17 protein-coding genes are annotated in these 18,334 nt (G+C 59.6%); 6 read left to right on the top strand and 11 right to left on the bottom strand.

What is annotated here, in order from left to right:
- Positions 1-122: 122 nt before the first annotated feature.
- From cueR to ACM6IR_RS20420, 3 genes are all read right to left on the bottom strand, one after another.
- Positions 123-536 carry a Cu(I)-responsive transcriptional regulator gene (gene cueR / locus ACM6IR_RS20430; protein ID WP_414909373.1) on the bottom strand — a complete coding sequence of 138 codons (414 nt, stop codon included), beginning with the start codon at positions 534-536 and terminating at the stop codon, positions 123-125.
- A complete protein-coding gene (locus ACM6IR_RS20425; RefSeq protein WP_414909372.1) occupies positions 533-2,926 on the bottom strand; it encodes a heavy metal translocating P-type ATPase in 2,394 nt (797 codons plus the stop codon). Before ACM6IR_RS20425 ends, cueR begins: the two co-directional genes overlap by 4 nt.
- Before the next feature lie 189 nt (positions 2,927-3,115).
- Positions 3,116-3,499: a hypothetical protein gene (locus tag ACM6IR_RS20420; RefSeq protein WP_414909371.1), complete on the bottom strand. Its 384-nt coding sequence runs from the start codon at positions 3,497-3,499 to the stop codon at positions 3,116-3,118.
- 148 nt (positions 3,500-3,647) lie between these two features.
- Here ACM6IR_RS20420 and ACM6IR_RS20415 point away from each other — a divergent pair, with 148 nt between their 5' ends.
- Positions 3,648-3,845, top strand: coding sequence for a heavy-metal-associated domain-containing protein (locus ACM6IR_RS20415; RefSeq protein WP_414909370.1), 198 nt, complete (start codon positions 3,648-3,650; stop codon positions 3,843-3,845).
- A 219-nt stretch (positions 3,846-4,064) separates the two neighbouring features.
- Entirely contained in the window at positions 4,065-5,261 is a 1,197-nt protein-coding gene (locus tag ACM6IR_RS20410) for a multidrug effflux MFS transporter (protein ID WP_414909369.1), read from the top strand.
- A gap of 8 nt (positions 5,262-5,269) precedes the next feature.
- Here ACM6IR_RS20410 and ACM6IR_RS20405 read toward each other — a convergent pair whose 3' ends face one another.
- Positions 5,270-5,440, bottom strand: a complete 171-nt coding sequence (locus tag ACM6IR_RS20405) for a hypothetical protein (RefSeq protein ID WP_414909368.1) — start codon at positions 5,438-5,440, stop codon at positions 5,270-5,272.
- A gap of 190 nt (positions 5,441-5,630) precedes the next feature.
- Positions 5,631-6,644, bottom strand: a complete 1,014-nt coding sequence (locus ACM6IR_RS20400; protein WP_414909367.1) for a zinc-binding alcohol dehydrogenase family protein — start codon at positions 6,642-6,644, stop codon at positions 5,631-5,633.
- Positions 6,645-6,843: 199 nt separating this feature from the next.
- On the opposite strand from ACM6IR_RS20400, the gene ACM6IR_RS20395 reads away from it, so the two are divergent.
- Positions 6,844-7,773, top strand: coding sequence for a LysR family transcriptional regulator (locus tag ACM6IR_RS20395; RefSeq protein ID WP_414909366.1), 930 nt, complete (start codon positions 6,844-6,846; stop codon positions 7,771-7,773).
- Between the two features lie 231 nt (positions 7,774-8,004).
- Complete coding sequence (locus ACM6IR_RS20390; RefSeq protein ID WP_414909365.1) at positions 8,005-8,739, top strand: ArsR/SmtB family transcription factor; 735 nt, start codon at positions 8,005-8,007, stop codon at positions 8,737-8,739.
- A 123-nt stretch (positions 8,740-8,862) separates the two neighbouring features.
- Here the strand turns inward: ACM6IR_RS20390 and ACM6IR_RS20385 are convergent, their stop codons facing one another.
- The 6 genes from ACM6IR_RS20385 to ACM6IR_RS20360 form a co-directional block, all read right to left on the bottom strand.
- The gene (locus ACM6IR_RS20385; RefSeq protein ID WP_414909364.1) at positions 8,863-9,816 is read right to left on the bottom strand and encodes an adenosine deaminase; all 954 of its coding nucleotides are present in this window, start codon (positions 9,814-9,816) and stop codon (positions 8,863-8,865) included.
- A 192-nt stretch (positions 9,817-10,008) separates the two neighbouring features.
- Complete coding sequence (locus ACM6IR_RS20380) at positions 10,009-11,367, bottom strand: 8-oxoguanine deaminase (protein WP_414909363.1); 1,359 nt, start codon at positions 11,365-11,367, stop codon at positions 10,009-10,011.
- 190 nt (positions 11,368-11,557) lie between these two features.
- Complete coding sequence (locus ACM6IR_RS20375; RefSeq protein ID WP_414909362.1) at positions 11,558-12,244, bottom strand: SDR family oxidoreductase; 687 nt, start codon at positions 12,242-12,244, stop codon at positions 11,558-11,560.
- 483 nt (positions 12,245-12,727) lie between these two features.
- Complete coding sequence (locus tag ACM6IR_RS20370) at positions 12,728-13,309, bottom strand: IMPACT family protein (RefSeq protein WP_414909361.1); 582 nt, start codon at positions 13,307-13,309, stop codon at positions 12,728-12,730.
- Between the two features lie 7 nt (positions 13,310-13,316).
- Entirely contained in the window at positions 13,317-13,967 is a 651-nt protein-coding gene (locus tag ACM6IR_RS20365) for a TetR/AcrR family transcriptional regulator (protein WP_414909360.1), read from the bottom strand.
- A 208-nt stretch (positions 13,968-14,175) separates the two neighbouring features.
- Positions 14,176-15,096, bottom strand: a complete 921-nt coding sequence (locus ACM6IR_RS20360; protein WP_007940170.1) for a LysR family transcriptional regulator — start codon at positions 15,094-15,096, stop codon at positions 14,176-14,178.
- Positions 15,097-15,220: 124 nt separating this feature from the next.
- On the opposite strand from ACM6IR_RS20360, the gene ACM6IR_RS20355 reads away from it, so the two are divergent.
- Complete coding sequence (locus ACM6IR_RS20355; RefSeq protein WP_414909359.1) at positions 15,221-16,570, top strand: aspartate aminotransferase family protein; 1,350 nt, start codon at positions 15,221-15,223, stop codon at positions 16,568-16,570.
- Positions 16,571-16,730: 160 nt separating this feature from the next.
- Positions 16,731-18,224: a CoA-acylating methylmalonate-semialdehyde dehydrogenase gene (locus ACM6IR_RS20350; protein WP_414909358.1), complete on the top strand. Its 1,494-nt coding sequence runs from the start codon at positions 16,731-16,733 to the stop codon at positions 18,222-18,224.
- Positions 18,225-18,334 lie beyond the last annotated feature (110 nt).

Below are 18,334 nucleotides of genomic sequence, written 5' to 3'. Positions count from 1 at the left end.
CAGATTCAAGATTCAATGTGGGAGCGAGCCTGCTCGCGAAGGCGGTGTGTCAGGCGAAGTAGTTGTTGAATGTGCTGGCCTCTTCGCGAGCAGGCTCGCTCCCACAGGGAATCATTTGGCTATCAGGCACGAGCAGGTTCAGCACAGCAGCCCGACTCAAGGTTTTTGAGAATCGGGCAGTCCGGGCGGTGGTCGCCCTGGCAATGTTCGACCAGGTCTTGCAGGGTGTCGCGCAACTGGCCCAGTTCGCGGATTTTCTGGTTCAACTCATCGATGTGCTGACGGGCCAGGGCCTTTACGTCCGCACTGGCCCGTTGGCGGTCTTGCCAGAGTGTCAGCAGTTTGGCGACCTCTTCCAGCGAAAACCCCAGGTCCCGGGAGCGCTTGATAAACGCCAGGGTGTGCAAGTCGTCGGCGCCGTACACCCGATAACCACTGTCGGTGCGTTGGGCGGCCTTGAGCAAGCCGATGGACTCGTAATAGCGGATCATCTTCGCACTGAGGCCGCTCTCGCGGGCCGCTTGGCCGATGTTCATCGGTTGTCCTCCTGATCCTTGGGTTTCCAGGTTTTCAACAGTAGCGCATTGCTGACCACGCTGACGCTCGATAAGGCCATGGCAGCGCCGGCCAGCACCGGGTTGAGAAAACCGAAGGCTGCCAGCGGAATGCCGATCAGGTTATAGACGAAGGCCCAGAACAGGTTCTGACGAATCTTCGCGTAGGTTTTTCGGCTGATGTCCAGCGCCGCCGGCACCAGCCGTGGATCACCGCGCATCAACGTGATTCCGGCCGCGTGCATGGCGACATCGGTGCCGCCGCCCATGGCGATGCCGATGTCGGCGGCGGCCAGGGCCGGGGCGTCATTGATGCCGTCGCCGACCATCGCCACCACGCCGGTTTTTTTCAGTTCGGCGACAGTGGCGGCTTTGTCGGCCGGCAGCACTTCGGCGTGCACATCGGTGATGCCCAGCGCTTGGGCAACCACGTTGGCACTGCCGCGATTGTCGCCGGTCAGCAAGTGGCTGCTGATGTTGCGTGCGCGCAGTTGTTGCACCGCTTGCAACGCACCGGGTTTGAGCGAGTCGCCGAACGCGAACAGACCCAGCACTTGCGGTTTGGGGCTTTGCTCGATCAGCCAGGACAGGGTCCGGCCTTCGGCTTCCCACTCGGTGGCGGAGTCCGCCCATTGACCTGCGGTCAAACCACTCTCTTCCAGGAGGCGCCGATTGCCCAGCGCCAAACGCCGCCCCTCAAGACTGCCGGCAATGCCGCGTCCGGTCAGGGACTGGCTGTCCGAGACATTGTCCACGCTCAAACCGCGTTCGACGCACGCGTCCAGAACCGCCTTGGCCAGCGGATGCTCACTGCCGCGTTGCAGGGCGCCGGCCCTTTGCAGCAGGGCGGTTTCATCACCGCCGATAGCACTCAGATGCACTATTCGCGGCGCACCCGAGGTCAGCGTGCCGGTTTTGTCGAAGACCACCGCACTGACTTCATGGGCGCGTTCAAGTGCTTCGGCATCCTTGATCAGAATTCCGTAACGCGCTGCCACACCGGTGCCGGCCATGATCGCTGTTGGCGTGGCCAACCCGAGGGCGCAAGGACAGGCGATCACCAATACGGCGACGGCGTTGATCAACGCCGTTTCGATTGGCGCGCCGTACAGCCACCAACCCATCAAGGTCGCCAAGGCCAGCAGCAACACCACGGGCACAAACACTTGGCTGACTTTATCCACCAGTTTCTGGATCGGTGCCTTGGCAGCCTGGGCGTCTTCCACCAATCGGATGATCCGCGCCAGCACTGTTTCTGCGCCGAGCGCCTGGGTGCGGACCAACAGCCGACCTTCCCCATTGATCGCGCCGCCGGTGACCTTGTCACCCGGTTGTTTGGGCACGGGCAAGCTTTCACCGCTGATCAGCGCTTCGTCTGCGTAGCTCTGACCTTCGACTACTTCGCCGTCCACCGGGAAGCGTTCACCGGGTTTGACCATGACCAGATCATTAAGGCGCAAAGCGCTGATGGCAACGTCTTGCTCGCGGCCGTCAATCATCTGAATCGCCCGTTCCGGGCGTAAGGCTTCCAGGGCGCGAATAGCGCTGGCGGTCTGGCGTTTGGCGCGGCTTTCCAGGTATTTGCCCAACAGCACGAGGGCGATGACCACCGCCGAAGCTTCGAAATACAGGTGCGGCATGTGCCCGGCGGCCGTGGCCCATTCATAAAGACTCAGGCCATACCCGGCGCTGGTACCCAAGGCGACCAGCAAATCCATGTTACCGGCACCGGCACGCACCGCTTTCCAGGCCGCGACATAAAAACGCGCACCGAAGATAAATTGCACCGGCGTGGCCAAGGCGAATTGCGCCCAGGCCGGGAGCATCCAGTGCACGCCGAAGGGTTGCAGCAGCATCGGCAGCACCAATGGCAAGGCGAGGGCGATGGCCATGATCAAGGCCCAGCGCTCACGGTGCAGGCGCTGTTGCTGATGGTCGGTTTGCGGGTGTTCGACTTCCCGGACACTGGCCCGGTAGCCGGCCTTGGTGACGGCCGCGATCAGCGTTTGCGGGTCGATCTGACCAAGTAGTTCGAGGTGAGCGCGCTCGTTGGCGAGGTTGACGCTGACACTCTTCACCCCCGGCACCTTGGTCAGCGCACGTTCAACCCGGCCGACGCAGGAGGCGCAGGTCATGCCGTCGATGCTCAATTCCAGGCTCTGCTGCGGCACGCTGTAACCGGCCTGCTGCACGGCATCCATCAACGCCGGCAGGCTGTCGCTGGGCGCTTGAACCCGGGCCTGCTCGGTGGCGAGGTTGACGCTGACGGCCGTGGCGCCGATGACTTTGCTCAAGGCGCGTTCGACACGCCCGGCGCAACTGGCGCAGGTCATGCCGGCAATCGGCAGATCGAAAGTGGTGGATTCGGACATCGGTCGCGCTCCCGGTAGAAGATACCTACAGGATCAACCTTGCCATGCTGGCAAGGTCAAGCGCCAATCCACATTTCGCCGTGGAACACCTGTGGGAGCGAGCTTGCTCGCGAAAGCGGTGTGTCATTGAACATTGATTGCGACTGAAACGCCGTCTTCGCGAGCAGGCTCGCACACATCAGGTCCGGATCAATAATCCAGAGCCGCAGGTTTGAGGTACATCCCTTCCTGCGTCATCGCAATCCGGAACTTCAGCACGTCACCGGCCTTGAGCATGATGTTCTGCGAACCCGGTGCAAGCATGCCCGGATTGCAACCCGGTGCCTGCCCCGGCAACAGCTTCAGGCGCAGCGACACATTGCCCGGCGGCAAGTTGAACGAGGTGCTTTGTTCCTGGAACAACCGCGCCGACAACTGATCCTGGATGTACACACCGATCTCGCAGTTGGTCGACACTTCCAGGCGCTCGCGGGAAATGATCAACACGCCGTAGTCCTCCCCAAAGGCACTGGCCGAGGGTAAGGCGGCGAAAAGGCTGAGGAAGCCAAACAGGCTGAGAGCTGACCAGCGCATGGCTGAATCTCCTGATGTCGAGTCATTGATGGACGCAGCTTGGCCGAGCGCGGCGGCGAATACCAGCCCGGCAGTTCACTCAAGAACTTGACCTTGCCATGGTGGCAAGCTCGAGACTGCTCGCAACCCTCATAAAAGGAGTCATCCCATGCAAGTGTTTAACGTTGAAGGCATGTCCTGCGGCCATTGTGTCAAGGCGATCACTCAGGCGGTCCAGACCAGGGATCCGGCAGCGAGCGTGCGGGTCGATCTGGCGGCCAAGGAAGTCGGCGTCGAGAGTGCGCTGACCGCTGATCAAGTGATCGCCGCCATCAACGAGGAAGGCTACGAGGCGAAAGTCGCCTGAGGCCAAACGCAAAACCCTGTGGGAGCGAGCCTGCTCGCGAAGACGGCGTGTCAGTCGACATCAATGTTGAAGATACACCGCCTTCGCGAGCAGGCTCGCTCCCACAGGGTTTTGCATTCATCCAGTGGTTTTAATTGTTAGTGAGCTATCGGAATGTTCAAGGCTTCCTTGCGCGGCTAGACTGTCGGCCATGCTGACCTCTGTCCAACTGGATGCCCGATGAACTTCCGTACCATTTTGATACTCGGCGCCCTGAGCGCTTTTGGTCCACTGGCAATCGATTTCTATCTACCGGCATTCCCGGCCATGGCGCTGGCGTTCGGCACTGACGAACAACACGTTCAGCTGACGCTGGCGGCGTATTTCCTGGGTTTGTCCATTGGTCAGCTGGCTTACGGCCCGGTGGCGGATCGTTTTGGGCGACGCATTCCCTTGCTGACTGGTGTTGGCTTGTTCACCGCCGCTTCGCTGGCCTGCGCCTATGCGCCGAACCTCGAATGGCTGATTGGCGCACGCTTTATCCAGGCGCTGGGTGGTTGCGCGGGGATGGTCATTTCGCGAGCAATCGTAAGTGACAAATGCGATGCGGTGGGTTCGGCGAAAGTCTTTTCACAGCTGATGCTGGTCATGGGCCTGGCGCCCATTCTCGCGCCGTTGCTCGGCGGGTTGCTGGTGAATACCACGGGCTGGCAGTCGATCTTCCTGGCGCTGACCGGTTTCAGTGCATTGGCGGCGTCGGCCGTGGCCCTCGGACTGCCGGAAAGCATGCCCGCTCATGTGCCACGTCAACCGTTATCAGGTGCGTTGCATCAGTACGGTCGCCTGTTGTCGGACCCGGTGTATCTCGGCCATGCCCTGACGGGGGGCATTGCCGTCGCCGGGATGTTTTCCTACATCGCCGGTTCGCCGTTCATCTTCATCAAACTCTATGGTGTGCCGGCCGAGCATTTCGGCTGGTTGTTCGGCACGAACGCGGCGGGCTTTATTCTGGTGGCGCAGGTCAACGCACGACTGCTGGCCAAGCGTGGCCCGGCGTTTTTGCTGGCGCGTGCGGTGTGGGTCTACCTGGGGGCAGGCCTGACGCTGATGGCGGTCAGTGCGCTGCACACCGAGCGGTTATGGCCGCTGCTGATTCCGCTGTTTATTTGCATCGCCAGTCTCGGGTGCATCCTTCCCAACGCCTCGGCCTGCGCCATGAACGGGCAGGGCGCCCGCGCCGGCAGTGCGTCGGCGATGCTCGGTTGTCTGCAATTCAGCGTCGCTGCCGGCGCTGCCTCGCTGGTGGGCATTTTGTACGACGGCACGGCCCTGCCGATGGCCATGGTCATCAGCCTGTGCGGGATTCTGGTCGTGAGCATGGCGATGCTCACCCGGCGTTTGCAAAATGCCCGGGCGCTGCTGAAAGCCCAAGTCTGAGAACAGACTTAGCCAGCGGCACGTTGCTGGTGGTCGGGGAATTGATGAGGGGCGTACAGACGTGCTTCAAGTGTGCGGGTGAACGCGCGGGCTTCGGCTTCGCTACGGAACATCACAGCATGTTGGTCCAAGCGGACCTGCCACTGAGATTTCGCCACTTCTTTTATCAGGATCTTCATTGCTGACCTCCTTTTGTAGAAGATTGCATCGCAGAGGTTTCGATTGTAGACCCGAATACGATCGCAATTGTGACAACGGTCAACTCTCGGACTGACGGTTCGAAGATCCACAGATCGCAGCCTGCGGCAGCTCCTGCAAGGATCGGTTTGCGTCAAAAATCCCTGTAGGAACTGGCGAAGCCTGCGATCTTTAGAACCCTTCCAGCACGATCTTGCCCTTGGACTTGCCGCTTTCCAGCAGTGCGTGGGCGCGACGCAGGTTCGCTGCGTTGATCGTTCCGAAGTGCTCGCCCACCGTGGTTTTCAGTGTCCCGGCATCGATCAGATCGGCCACGCGGTTGAGCAGTGTGTGCTGCTCGATCATGTCCACGGTTTCGAACAGCGAGCGGGTGTACATGAATTCCCAATGCAGCGACAGGCTCTTGCGTTTGAGCTTGGTCACATCCAGCGCCTTCGGATCATCGATCAGCGCCAGTTTGCCTTGCGGTGCCAACGCCTCGACCAATTGATCCAGGTGGTGATCGGTCTGGGTCAGGCTCGCCACGTGGGTCACATGATCAAGGCCGGCGCGTTTGAGTTCTTCGCTCAACGGCTGGCTGTGATCAATCACCAGGTCAGCCCCCAGTTCATGAACCCAGCGCTGGGTCAGCGGGCGGGAAGCGGTGCCGATGACCTTCAGCCCGGTCAGCTGACTGGCCAGTTGCGTGAGAATCGAACCGACGCCACCGGCCGCACCGACGATCAGCAGGCTCTGGCCTTCATCGGTTTTACCTTCGCGTACTTGCAGGCGTTCGAAGAGCAGTTCCCACGCGGTAATGGCGGTCAGCGGCAGGGCAGCGGCTTCGGCGAAACCCAGGGTTTTTGGCATATGCCCCACGATCCGCTCATCCACCACATGCAGTTCACTGTTGCCGCCCGCGCGGGCGATGGAGCCAGCATAAAACACCTTATCGCCGGCCTTGAACAGTGTCACTTCACTGCCGACAGACTTGACCACGCCTGCTACGTCCCAGCCCAGTACCTTCGCCGCACCGCCTTCAGGCTGGACGTTTTGACGGACCTTGGTGTCCACCGGGTTGACCGAGATGGCTTTGACTTCCACCAACAGGTCACGCGGGCCGGCGACCGGTTCTGGCAGGTCGATGTCTTGCAGGGATTGTGTGTCGCTGATTGGCAAAGAGGCGTAGTAGGCAATGGCTTTCATGTGGGGTTCCTGAACAGTAATAGAAGAAGGGATCACGCCACGGAGCGCAAACGCTTGAGGTCGGGGAAAGGCTGGGACCAGGGGCTACTCCGCAAGCGGGATGATTTCGATGGTGCAGATGATTGGCTATTTCCCGGCAAGATAAAACCCGCTAAAAGAGCAGGCTCTTTCAATGTTTTTTTGATAATAGAGGCTAAGAATGCTGCGTTTCGATGACTTGCAGGTGTTCGTCCGGGCGGCGGACCTGGGCAGTCTGTCGGCGGCTGCACGGGTGATGGACATGTCGGCGGCGGTGGCCAGTGCGGCGTTGAAACGTATCGAGCATCAGCTCGGCGCCCGTTTACTCGCGCGCTCAACCCGAAGCCTGCGCCTGACCGCTGAGGGCGAGGGATTTCTCGAGTACGCCCGGGCAGCCTTGAGCAATCTCGATGAGGGCCGCCGTTTGTTGGCCAGTGGTCAGGATCAGGTCAGCGGGATTTTGCAGTTGTCGGCGCCTTCGGACTTCGGCCGTAACCTGCTGCTGCCGTGGCTGGACGAGTTTCAACGTGAGCACCCGAAACTCACGGTGCGTTTGCTGCTGGGGGACCGTATCGCCGACCTGTTCCGCCAACCGGTGGACATTGCCCTGCGTTACGGCGAGCCGGAAGACTCAAGTCTGGTGGCGCTGCCCATCGCCCCGCAGAATCGCCGCGTGCTCTGTGCGGCCCCCAGCTACCTGGCGCGGCATGGCGAGCCGCGACACCTGGAGCAACTGGCTCAGCACAATTGCCTGCTGTTCATGCTCGGCAGTCGGGTCCACGATCACTGGAGTTTTCACGACGGTAAACGCGAGGTCAGCCTGACCGTCAGCGGCGATCGCTTCAGCGACGATGCCGATGTGGTGCGTCTGTGGGCCGTGGCGGGCGCCGGGATCGCTTACAAATCCTGGCTCGACGTCGGTGCCGATGTGTTGGCAGGCCGATTGAAATTACTGATGCCGGAGCTGCTCTGTGAGCGCGCCCCGCTGAATCTGCTGTGCGCCCATCGCGCACAATTAAGTAAGCCGGTGAATCTTTTGCGGGAAATGCTTGCCAGCCGATGCGCCCTGTTAAGTAGTCAATATCCGCCGTTATCGGGCTCGGATCATTAGTCGCAGGCAAATAGAGAAATTTCCCTCAGGAACTATCACCTGCAATGGTTCTCCGAAGGCAGGAACCGGCGGTTAACCCGCCTATACTAGCGCTCGCCTCATGTACGCACCGTGGATGTGGGTGGATAGCATTGCCCGGGTTATGGCGGTTTCCCCGTCTTGGCCGATGACACATTACTGGTCAAGATGTCTGAGAGCAGTAGACGAAACGATTCAACAGGGAGTGAATACATGGAACATGCACCTTGCATCAGCCAGATCGCCACATTGCTGGCTGACCCAAAGCGCAGCGCAATGATGTGGGCCTTAATGGACGGCGCGGCGCGGCAGACCGAAGAGCTGGCCTTGCTGGCCGGTCTGTCACCGTCTTCGGCCAGTGCACACCTGGGGCGCTTGCTCGCCGGAGGTCTGTTGAAAGTCGAACCCCGGGGCCGCAAGCGATTCTTTCGACTTGCCGCGCCCGAGGTCGGTGCCGCGATAGAGGCATTGGCCAGTGCCACACTTGCCAGCACGCCACGGGCCGTCCCGGACATTTTCAAGCGCTCTACCCCAACCGCCAAGCCTCAGACGGCGCCTTCGTCATTACTGCGCGCCAGACTGTGCGACGACCATCTGGGCGGCACCCTGGCCGCCGATCTGTACCAGCGTCTAATGGATGCGGGCTGGATCGAGCAATTCGATCAGCGGGTGATGATCACGCACAAGGGCGCCACGCAACTGGCGACACGGGGGGTCTTCATCCAGGCGTTGGCTCATCGCAACAGCAGCGTCGCTTGCGCGTGTCCAGACTGGAGCGAAAGACGCCCGCACATGGGAGGGGCATTGGGGGCAGCATTGTTGCAATTGTTCATGCAGTCGGGCTGGTTGAGCCTGCCCAACGATTCGCGAGCCTTGCAAATCACTGCCTCAGGGCAACGTGAAATCCATCGTTTCGCCAAGGAAACCGAGCTGGAAATGGCGCTTTAGAACCCAGGTCATAACCTGTGGGAGCGAGCTTGCTCGCGAAGGGGCCTTCATATCCAACATCATTGCTGAATGTGACCCCTTCGCGAGCAGGCTCGCCCCCACAGGTGGTTATGCGGTGAGGCCTTAGGGTTTCACCAACCGCGCATCCAGGCTGTTCTGCGCCAGACGCTTGGCCTGATCCTGGGTCATGCCCAAATGGGTGTACAGCGCGTGGAAGTTCTCGGTTACGTAACCGCCGAAGTACGCCGGGTCATCCGAGTTCACAGTCACTTTCACGCCACGCTCGAGCATGTCGAGAATGTTGTGCTGGGACATGTGATCGAACACGCAAAGCTTGGTGTTCGACAACGGGCACACAGTCAACGGGATTTGTTCGTCGATGATCCGCTGCATCAAGCGTTCGTCTTCGATGGCGCGCACGCCATGGTCGATGCGCTGGACTTTCAGCAAGTCGAGGGCTTCCCAGATGTACTCGGGCGGGCCTTCTTCGCCGGCGTGGGCGACGGTCAGGAAACCTTCGTGACGGGCACGGTCGAACACGCGCTGGAACTTGCTCGGCGGGTGCCCCATCTCGGAGCTGTCCAGACCGACAGCGACAAACGCATCGCGAAACGGCAGCGCCTGGTCGAGGGTTTTCTCGGCTTCTTCTTCGCTCAAGTGGCGCAGGAAACTCAGGATCAAACCGCTGGTGATGCCTAGCTGCTGCTCACCATCCTTCAGCGCGGCGGCGATGCCGTTGAGCACCACTTCGAACGGCACGCCACGGTCGGTGTGGGTCTGTGGGTCGAAGAACGGTTCGGTGTGAATCACATTCTGTGCCTTGCAGCGCAACAGATACGCCCAGGTCAGATCATAGAAATCCTGGGAGGTGCGTAACACGTCGGCGCCCTGGTAATACAGGTCGAGAAACTCTTGCAGGTTGTTGAAGGCGTAAGCCTTGCGCAGGGTGTCGACATCGCTCCACGGCAGGGCGATCTTGTTGCGTTCGGCCAGGGCGAACAGCAACTCAGGCTCCAGCGAGCCCTCCAGATGCAGGTGCAGTTCTGCCTTGGGCAGGGCGTTCAGCCAATCGTACATTGTTGAAATCTCATCAGGTGCAATGACGGCATTCTACAGATGCTTGCTGCAACAATTGATAAAACCTGACCAGGCGGTTCATCCCGGCCATGGGTTGGTGTCAACATTCATCATGTTGTCGCTGCTCGGCCTCTGACCGCAACACAGAGCCTTGTAGGAGCAAGCTCGCTCCTACAGGGAATGGGTGGTGGGTCAGTTGCCGGCGATCAGCTGCCTGGCCGCCTGACTGTGATCGGCAATCAATCCCTTCAGATCCAGCCCTTCAACCTGGCCATCAATCACTCGCCACTTGCCGCCAATCATCACTCGATCCGCCCGGTCCGCGCCGCACAGCAGCAACGCCGAAACCGGATCATGACTGCCGGAGAAACGCAGCTCATCGAGCTTGAACAATGCCAGGTCGGCTTGTTTGCCCACGGCCAGTTCGCCAATATCCGTACGCCCCAGCAGACTCGCCGAGCCCTTGGTCGCCCAACCCAGCACCAACTCCGGCGTGATCTTCTCGGCGCCATAACGCAACCGCTGGATGTAAAGCGCCTGACGGGTTTCCAGCATCATGTTCGACGCATCGTTGGACGCCGAGCCGTCGACGCCAAGCCCCAGCAACGCGCCAGCGCCGGTCAGGTCCAGCGTCGGGCAAATGCCGGAAGCCAGGCGCATGTTCGAACTCGGGCAATGGCAAATGCCGGTGCCGGCTGCGCCGAGGCGGGCGATTTCGTCCGGGTTGAAATGGATGCCATGCGCCAGCCAGGTGCGTGGGCCGAGCCAGCCGACGCTGTCCAGATAATCGACGGTGCGCAGGCCGAAACGTTGCAGGCAGAAGTCTTCTTCGTCGAGGGTTTCGGCGAGGTGTGTGTGCAGGCGCACGTCGAGTTTGTTCGCCAGTTCGGCGCTGGCGGCCATGATTTGCGGCGTCACCGAGAACGGCGAGCAGGGCGCCAGGGCGATCTGGATTTGCGCGCCATCGCCACGTTCGTGGTACGCGGCGATCAAGCGCTGGCTGTCAGCGAGGATCACTTCGCCTTCCTGCACGGTTTGTTGGGGCGGCAAGCCACCGTCCTTTTCGCCAAGGCTCATGGAGCCGCGCGTCAGCATGGCGCGCATGCCCAGTTCGCGAACGCTCTCGACTTGCACGTCGATCGCGTTTTCCAGGCCTTCCGGGAACAGATAGTGGTGATCGGCGGCGGTGGTGCAGCCGGACAGCAGCAACTCGGCCAACGCGACTTTGGTGGCGAGGGCGAGTTTTTCAGGGGTTAGGCGCGCCCAGACCGGGTACAGGGTTTTCAACCAAGGGAACAATGGCTGATTGACCACCGGCGCCCAGGCGCGGGTCAACGTTTGGTAGAAGTGGTGATGAGTGTTGATCAGCCCCGGCAGGATCACATGTTCACGGGCATCGAAGACTTGTCCACAGGGCGCGGACGGTTGCTGGCCGGCGGCAAGCACTTCGACGATCAAACCGTCTTGCAGCACCAGGCCGCCACGGGCATCGAGGCTATTGGCAGTGAAGATCGCGAGGGGGTTTTTTAACCAGGTACGGGTCGCAGGCATGTTGGCCGGCTCCTCTGAAAGTGGGTTCAGGTTAGCCAGCTCAGTGATTACCCTGTCTGCTGATCCAGGGTCGTCGCGGGGGACGAGGTGCCCAGTTTCGAACAAAAAAGCGTTGCGGGCAAGTCTGGCCCGACAGGACGATGAATAACCTTGTAGGAGCAAGCTCGCTCCTACAAGGGGGGGGGCGGTGTTACCAGGGAATGGTTTCACCTCTGTAATTCACAAAATAATGCCCACCCTTGCCGGTATAAGCGTTCACCTGATCGACCAGCCCGCGCGTACTGGTTTCCACATCGATGTCTGCGCCTTCGCCCCCCATGTCGGTTTTAACCCAACCCGGATGCAGCGACAGCACGGTCAGCTTCTGCTCGCCCAATAGCGTTACGAAGCTGTTGGTCATTGAGTTCAGTGCCGCTTTGCTCGCCTTGTACAACGCCAGCTCCGGCGCATCCGGCATCGTCACGCTGCCCAGCACCGAACTCATGAACGCCAATACGCCGGTCTCCGCACGGATCTGCCCGACAAAGCGCTGAGCCAGATTGATCGGCGCCACGGCATTGGTGAAAAACAGTTGCCCGACTTCGGCCTGCGTCGCGCCGCCCGGTGTTTGAACCTCCGGCCCTTTGACCCCGGCATTCACGAACAACAAGTCGAACACTTCGTCCTTGAGCCGTTGGCTCAAAGCGATGACAGCCTGCTGATCATCCATGTCGAGTTTTTCGATCCGCACCTTGCCCAAGGACTGCAAGGCTTCAGCTTTCTGCGGGTTGCGCACGGTGGCGGTAACTTGCCAACCATCGGCCAACAGGGTTTTCACCAGGCCGAGGCCCAGGCCCCGGGACGCGCCGATGATAAGTGCAGTTTTTGCCGTAGACATGAGTGGCTTCCTCGATAAAAGAGAATCACGGATTCAATGGACAATGTTGCCCGAGTCGTTGTTGCAATTTTAATTCAGAACCAGACACCACTTGGGGCGAAGCCGTTGATCAGGCTCGCTGTTGCCGGGGCTTGATTGGTCAAAAAACGAGCAGTTGACGATGAGCCACACCGGCCACGGGGCTGCGGCGATCATGAACGGGTTATCCACAGATTGCTCCACAGTATTTGTGCGCAAGCTCAGCGCTTGGGCATAAGCGCTGTCGGGCTTTCTTCCAATGGTGATAAACCGAGCTAACTGATTGTTTTTATGTGGATTTAATATTTTTGATGATGGGGTTGGATGAAAAATGAACAAAGCCCGCAAAGCCGCATGACAGAAGGGTTGCAGCCGAGTGTGCTCAGGTTATCCACAGCCGTGTGCACAGCAGATGTGGGCAAGTAGATCGATTTGGCAGGAGGGCCGTTGGCGTTGTTGGTGCGATTAGTGCTGCAACAGAATGCGCCCACGACTCAAATCCGCCAGTTGCGTCTGCAACGTGTCGATCTGCGCTTGGCCAATCGCCAATTGCAGTTCAACGCCGTTGGCGGTGAAGGTTTCTTCAAGCACCAACCCGCCCAGTTCCGCTACCCGAAGTTTTACCAGCGTCAGTTCACCAAACCCGCAGGCACAACTCACCGGCACTCGGCTGATCAGCTCAACCTTCGGTGCTGCTTGCAGGCACTTGTTGGCACCGCCGCCGTACGCTCGGGCCAGGCCGCCGGTACCGAGTTGAATGCCGCCATACCAGCGAATCACCAGCACCACGACCTGATCACAATCCTGCGCGTCGATTGCCGCCAGAATCGGTCGACCCGCAGTGCCGCCGGGCTCGCCGTCATCGGTGCTGCGGTATTGAGCGCCGAGCTTCCAGGCCCAGCAATTGTGTGTGGCACTCAAGTCGCTGTGCTGTTCGATGAATGCCTGGGCTTCAGCCGGGCTGGATATCGGTGCGGCAAAGGTAATGAAACGGCTTTTGCGAATTTCTTCGCGGTGTTCGCAAAAACCGCTGAGGGTAAATGGCATAAGAGTCTTAGATAGCAGGTGTCAGGCCGCAGCCCTTGAGAATGATACGGATCAGGTTGTTGCCGGCGTCTTCCATGTCCTGCTTGGTCAACTTGGTGCGCCCGCTGACTCGGCAGATCTGTGTGGCGAAATCAGCATAATGCTGGGTACTGCCCCACAACAGAAAGATCAGGTTTACCGGGTCGACCGGGTCCATTTTTCCGGCGTCGATCCACGCCTGGAACACTGCCGCCCGACCCTGGAACCAGGCGCGATAATCCTGGTTGAAATATTCGGTCAGGCATTCGCCGCCGCTGATGACTTCCATCGCGAAGATCCGTGAGGCTTGCGGCTGACGACGGGAAAATTCCATCTTGGCGCGGATGTACCGGGTCAGCGCTTCGGCCGGATCATCCTCGGCGGTCAGGGTATTGAACGTGCTGTCCCACAACTCGATGATGTTGCTCAACACCGCCACGTACAAACCCAGTTTGTTGGTGAAGTAATAATGCAGGTTCGCTTTCGGCAACCCGGCATTCAGGGCGATGGTGTTCATGCTCGTGCCTTTGAACCCATGGCGAGCGAACTCGTCTTCGGCGGCTTTGATGATGGTCTCTTCGTTCTTTTGACGAATGCGGCTGGCGGGCTTGCCGCCGTGAGCGGGGACTTCAAAGGTCATAGGCACTTCCGAACAAGGTAGGTGGGTGCAGCGACTGCGTTGATAGCGCACCCACAGGCTCCAGACAAGTCCCGACACGATAAAACTCCGAACCATAATCCCCGTAGGAGCGAAGCTTGCTCGCGAAGGCGTCGGCTCGATCAACATCAATGTTGAATGTAAAGACGCCTTCGCGAGCACGCTTCGCTCCTACGGTGCATGTTGTTACTTAGCGTGTCGCCGCCAGGCTCTCCAGAAAACTTTCCAGCACCAAATGGGGCCGACGGCCCTTGCGCGTAACGGATGCGAGGCTCAGGTCATAGAAACGTGCTTTGGGTTTCAGTGCCCGCAGGCGACCTTGTTGCACCCAGAGACTGGCGTAGTGATCCGGCAAGTAACCAATGTAGCGTCCGGTGAGGATCAGGAACGCCATGCCTTCGCGGTCCGATGCACTGGCCGTGCAATTGAGGGCCTGATAGTGGGCCTGAATTTCGGCGGGTAAACGGAAGGTTGGCGCAATGGCGTCCTGGCTGTTGAGGCGTTCGTCGTCCAGTTGTTTGTCGTCGACATAAAACAGCGGATGGCCGACCGCGCAATACAGCAGCGAGCGTTCGCTGTAGAGCGGTTGGTACTCCAGCCCCGACAATGCGCTGGCCTGTGGCACCACTCCAACATGCAGGCGGCCGTCGAGTACACCTTGCTCGACTTCGTTGGGCGCAATCATGCGGATCTGGATCTGCACATCCGGCCCGCGTTCTTTCAATTGGGCCAGCGCGTGGGTAATGCGCATGTGGGGGAGGGTGACCAGGTTATCGGTCAGGCCGATCGTCAATTCGCCGCGCAAGTGTTGGTGCAGACCGTTGACCTCGGTACGGAAACTTTCCAGCGCACTTAATAGTTGCAACGCCGATTGGTAAACCTCGCGGCCTTCCTCGGTCAAGGAAAAGCCTGCGCGACCGCGTTGGCATAAGCGCAGGCCGAGGCGTTGTTCCAGATCGCTCATCTGCTGGCTGATGGCCGAGCGACCAATGCCCAGCACCGATTCCGCCGCTGAGAAACCGCCGCACTCCACCACACTGCGAAAAATCCGCAACAAGCGGATATCAAAGTCACTGACTTGTGCCAGCGGATCAGGGCGACGAGTGCTCATAGTTTAGTGAAGACCTGACTGAAGGTTTGAAAAATTGAATTTCACCGACTTTATCCCCGTGGCAATTTAGCTGCAAGAACGCTTTTCATCTCCATGCCGCTAATCGCCCTGCGAGGTTTTGCCCATGAACTTGCCTGATAACGCCCCGTCTTCCCTGGCCAGCCAGCTCAAGCTTGATGCTCACTGGATGCCTTACACCGCCAACCGCAATTTCCAGCGCGACCCGCGCCTGATTGTGGCAGCTGAAGGCAGCTGGCTGACAGACGACAAGGGCCGCAAGGTATATGACTCGCTCTCCGGCCTGTGGACTTGCGGCGCTGGCCACACTCGAAAAGAAATCCAGGACGCGGTCGCCAAGCAATTGGGCACCCTCGATTACTCGCCAGGCTTCCAGTACGGCCACCCGCTGTCGTTTCAACTGGCTGAGAAAATCACTGACCTGACGCCGGGTAATCTGAACCACGTGTTCTTCACCGACTCGGGCTCCGAGTGCGCTGATACCGCCGTGAAGATGGTTCGCGCTTACTGGCGTCTAAAAGGCCAGGCGACCAAGACCAAAATGATCGGGCGTGCCCGTGGTTACCACGGCGTGAACATCGCCGGCACCAGCCTTGGTGGCGTGAACGGCAACCGCAAAATGTTCGGTCAGGCGATGATGGACGTCGATCACCTGCCGCACACACTGCTGGCGAGCAATGCCTACTCGCGTGGCATGCCGGAGTTGGGTGGTATCGCTTTGGCCGATGAGCTGCTGAAGCTGATCGAACTGCACGATGCGTCGAACATCGCCGCCGTATTCGTTGAGCCACTCGCCGGTTCCGCTGGCGTGCTGGTTCCGCCACAGGGTTACCTCAAGCGTCTGCGCGAGATCTGCGATCAGCACCACATCCTGCTGGTATTTGACGAAGTGATCACCGGTTTCGGCCGAACCGGCAAAATGTTCGGTGCCGACACCTTTGGCGTCACCCCGGATTTGATGTGCATCGCCAAGCAGGTCACCAACGGCGCGATTCCGATGGGCGCGGTGATTGCCAGCTCCGAGATCTACCAGACCTTCATGAACCAGGCGACGCCTGAGTACGCGGTGGAATTCCCGCACGGTTATACCTACTCCGCGCACCCGGTGGCTTGTGCCGCTGGCCTGGCAGCACTCGACCTGCTGCAAAAGGAAAACCTGGTACAGAGCGTGGCTGAAGTCGCACCGCATTTCGAAAATGCGCTGCACGGTCTGAAAGGCTCGAAAAACATCATCGACATTCGTAACTATGGCCTGGCCGGTGCGATCCAGATCGCACCGCGTGACGGCGATGCAATCGTGCGTCCGTTCGAAGCGGGCATGGCATTGTGGAAAGCCGGGTTCTACGTCCGCTTTGGCGGCGACACCCTGCAGTTCGGCCCAACGTTCAACAGCAAGCCGCAAGACCTTGATCGTCTGTTCGACGCGGTCGGCGAAGTGCTGAACAAGATCGACTGATCGACACGAAACCTGTAGGAGCGAGCTTGCTCGCGAAGATCTGTCAGCGGCATCAGCATCGACAGACACACCATCGCGAGCGAGCTCGCTCCTACAGAACAACCTCTATATGGCAGGCGTCCCGAAGCGGGCGCCTGTGGACAACTTTTTGGAGCCCCGCATGAGCCTTATCCCGCATTTGATCAATGGCGAACTGGTGACCGAAGACGGTCGAACGGCTGACGTGTTCAACCCGTCTACCGGCCAGGTTATCCACAAGCTGCCGTTGGCCAGCCGCGAAACCATTCAGAAAGCTATCGACTCGGCTAAAGCTGCGTTTCCGGCCTGGCGCAACACGCCGCCGGCCAAGCGTGCGCAGGTGATGTTCCGCTTTAAGCAATTGCTGGAACAGAACGAGGCGCGTATCGCGCAACTGATCAGCGAAGAACACGGCAAGACTCTGGAAGATGCGGCAGGTGAACTGAAGCGCGGCATCGAGAACGTTGAGTTCGCTTGCGCGGCGCCGGAAATCCTCAAGGGCGAATACAGCCGTAACGTCGGCCCGAACATTGATGCCTGGTCGGACTTCCAGCCGTTGGGTGTGGTTGCCGGTATTACGCCGTTCAACTTCCCGGCGATGGTGCCGCTGTGGATGTATCCATTGGCGATCGTCTGCGGCAACTGCTTCATCCTCAAGCCGTCCGAGCGTGATCCAAGTTCGACGCTGTTGATCGCTCAGTTGTTGATTGAGGCCGGTCTGCCTAAAGGCGTGCTGAGCGTCGTGCATGGTGACAAGGCTGCGGTAGACGCACTGATCGAAGCGCCCGAAGTCAAAGCGTTGAGCTTCGTGGGTTCGACGCCGATTGCCGAGTACATCTACGCCGAAGGCACCAAACGCGGCAAGCGCGTTCAGGCGCTGGGCGGCGCGAAGAACCATGCGGTGCTGATGCCGGATGCGGATCTGGATAACGCAGTGAGCGCACTGATGGGCGCGGCTTATGGTTCTTGCGGTGAGCGTTGCATGGCGATCTCCGTGGCCGTGTGCGTGGGTGATCAGGTGGCGGATGCATTGGTGGCCAAACTGACTCCGCAGATCAAAGCGTTGAAAATCGGTGCCGGGACCACTTGTGGCCTGGACATGGGGCCGCTGGTTTCCGGTCAGGCTCGCGACAAAGTCAGTGGCTATATAGAAGACGGCGTTACGGCCGGTGCTTCGTTGGTGGTCGATGGTCGTGGTTTGAGCGTGGCCGGTCATGAGGAAGGTTTCTTCCTGGGTGGCTGCCTGTTCGATAACGTCACGCCAGAGATGCGCATCTATAAAGAAGAAATCTTCGGGCCGGTGCTGTGTGTCGTTCGGGTCAACAGCCTGGAAGAGGCAATGCAGCTGATTAACGATCACGAGTACGGTAACGGCACTTGCATCTTTACCCGTGATGGGGAAGCGGCGCGGTTGTTCTGCGACGAAATCGAAGTCGGCATGGTTGGCGTTAACGTGCCGTTGCCGGTGCCAGTGGCTTATCACAGCTTCGGTGGCTGGAAGCGTTCGTTGTTTGGCGACCTGCATGCTTATGGTCCGGATGGCGTGCGTTTCTACACCCGTCGCAAGGCCATCACTCAGCGCTGGCCGCAGCGGGCGAGCCACGAAGCTTCGCAATTCGCATTCCCAAGCTTGTAAGTAGCAGGAAAGAAGGCCGGCGCCCTTTGTAGAAGGGGCGCCGGCCTTCGTGTTTCCGGGGGTTTCTAACTTTGATGACAGAATTGTGAATATAGGTGTTGACGGCAGAA

Source organism: Pseudomonas sp. IT-P253 (genome assembly GCF_949768125.1).
Lineage (GTDB): Bacteria > Pseudomonadota > Gammaproteobacteria > Pseudomonadales > Pseudomonadaceae > Aquipseudomonas.
This window is presented reverse-complemented; position numbering and strand designations above follow the sequence as displayed.

Excerpts from the sequence above, each read along its gene's own strand:
- cueR (WP_414909373.1), bottom strand. The coding sequence starts at position 536 with ATGAACATCGGCCAAGCGGCCCGCGAGAGCGGCCTCAGTGCGAAGATG.
- ACM6IR_RS20425 (WP_414909372.1), bottom strand. The coding sequence starts at position 2,926 with ATGTCCGAATCCACCACTTTCGATCTGCCGATTGCCGGCATGACCTGC.
- ACM6IR_RS20420 (WP_414909371.1), bottom strand. The coding sequence starts at position 3,499 with ATGCGCTGGTCAGCTCTCAGCCTGTTTGGCTTCCTCAGCCTTTTCGCC.
- ACM6IR_RS20415 (WP_414909370.1), top strand. The coding sequence starts at position 3,648 with ATGCAAGTGTTTAACGTTGAAGGCATGTCCTGCGGCCATTGTGTCAAG.
- ACM6IR_RS20410 (WP_414909369.1), top strand. The coding sequence starts at position 4,065 with ATGAACTTCCGTACCATTTTGATACTCGGCGCCCTGAGCGCTTTTGGT.
- ACM6IR_RS20405 (WP_414909368.1), bottom strand. The coding sequence starts at position 5,440 with ATGAAGATCCTGATAAAAGAAGTGGCGAAATCTCAGTGGCAGGTCCGC.
- ACM6IR_RS20400 (WP_414909367.1), bottom strand. The coding sequence starts at position 6,644 with ATGAAAGCCATTGCCTACTACGCCTCTTTGCCAATCAGCGACACACAA.
- ACM6IR_RS20395 (WP_414909366.1), top strand. The coding sequence starts at position 6,844 with ATGCTGCGTTTCGATGACTTGCAGGTGTTCGTCCGGGCGGCGGACCTG.
- ACM6IR_RS20390 (WP_414909365.1), top strand. The coding sequence starts at position 8,005 with ATGGAACATGCACCTTGCATCAGCCAGATCGCCACATTGCTGGCTGAC.
- ACM6IR_RS20385 (WP_414909364.1), bottom strand. The coding sequence starts at position 9,816 with ATGTACGATTGGCTGAACGCCCTGCCCAAGGCAGAACTGCACCTGCAT.
- ACM6IR_RS20380 (WP_414909363.1), bottom strand. The coding sequence starts at position 11,367 with ATGCCTGCGACCCGTACCTGGTTAAAAAACCCCCTCGCGATCTTCACT.
- ACM6IR_RS20375 (WP_414909362.1), bottom strand. The coding sequence starts at position 12,244 with ATGTCTACGGCAAAAACTGCACTTATCATCGGCGCGTCCCGGGGCCTG.
- ACM6IR_RS20370 (WP_414909361.1), bottom strand. The coding sequence starts at position 13,309 with ATGCCATTTACCCTCAGCGGTTTTTGCGAACACCGCGAAGAAATTCGC.
- ACM6IR_RS20365 (WP_414909360.1), bottom strand. The coding sequence starts at position 13,967 with ATGACCTTTGAAGTCCCCGCTCACGGCGGCAAGCCCGCCAGCCGCATT.
- ACM6IR_RS20360 (WP_007940170.1), bottom strand. The coding sequence starts at position 15,096 with ATGAGCACTCGTCGCCCTGATCCGCTGGCACAAGTCAGTGACTTTGAT.
- ACM6IR_RS20355 (WP_414909359.1), top strand. The coding sequence starts at position 15,221 with ATGAACTTGCCTGATAACGCCCCGTCTTCCCTGGCCAGCCAGCTCAAG.
- ACM6IR_RS20350 (WP_414909358.1), top strand. The coding sequence starts at position 16,731 with ATGAGCCTTATCCCGCATTTGATCAATGGCGAACTGGTGACCGAAGAC.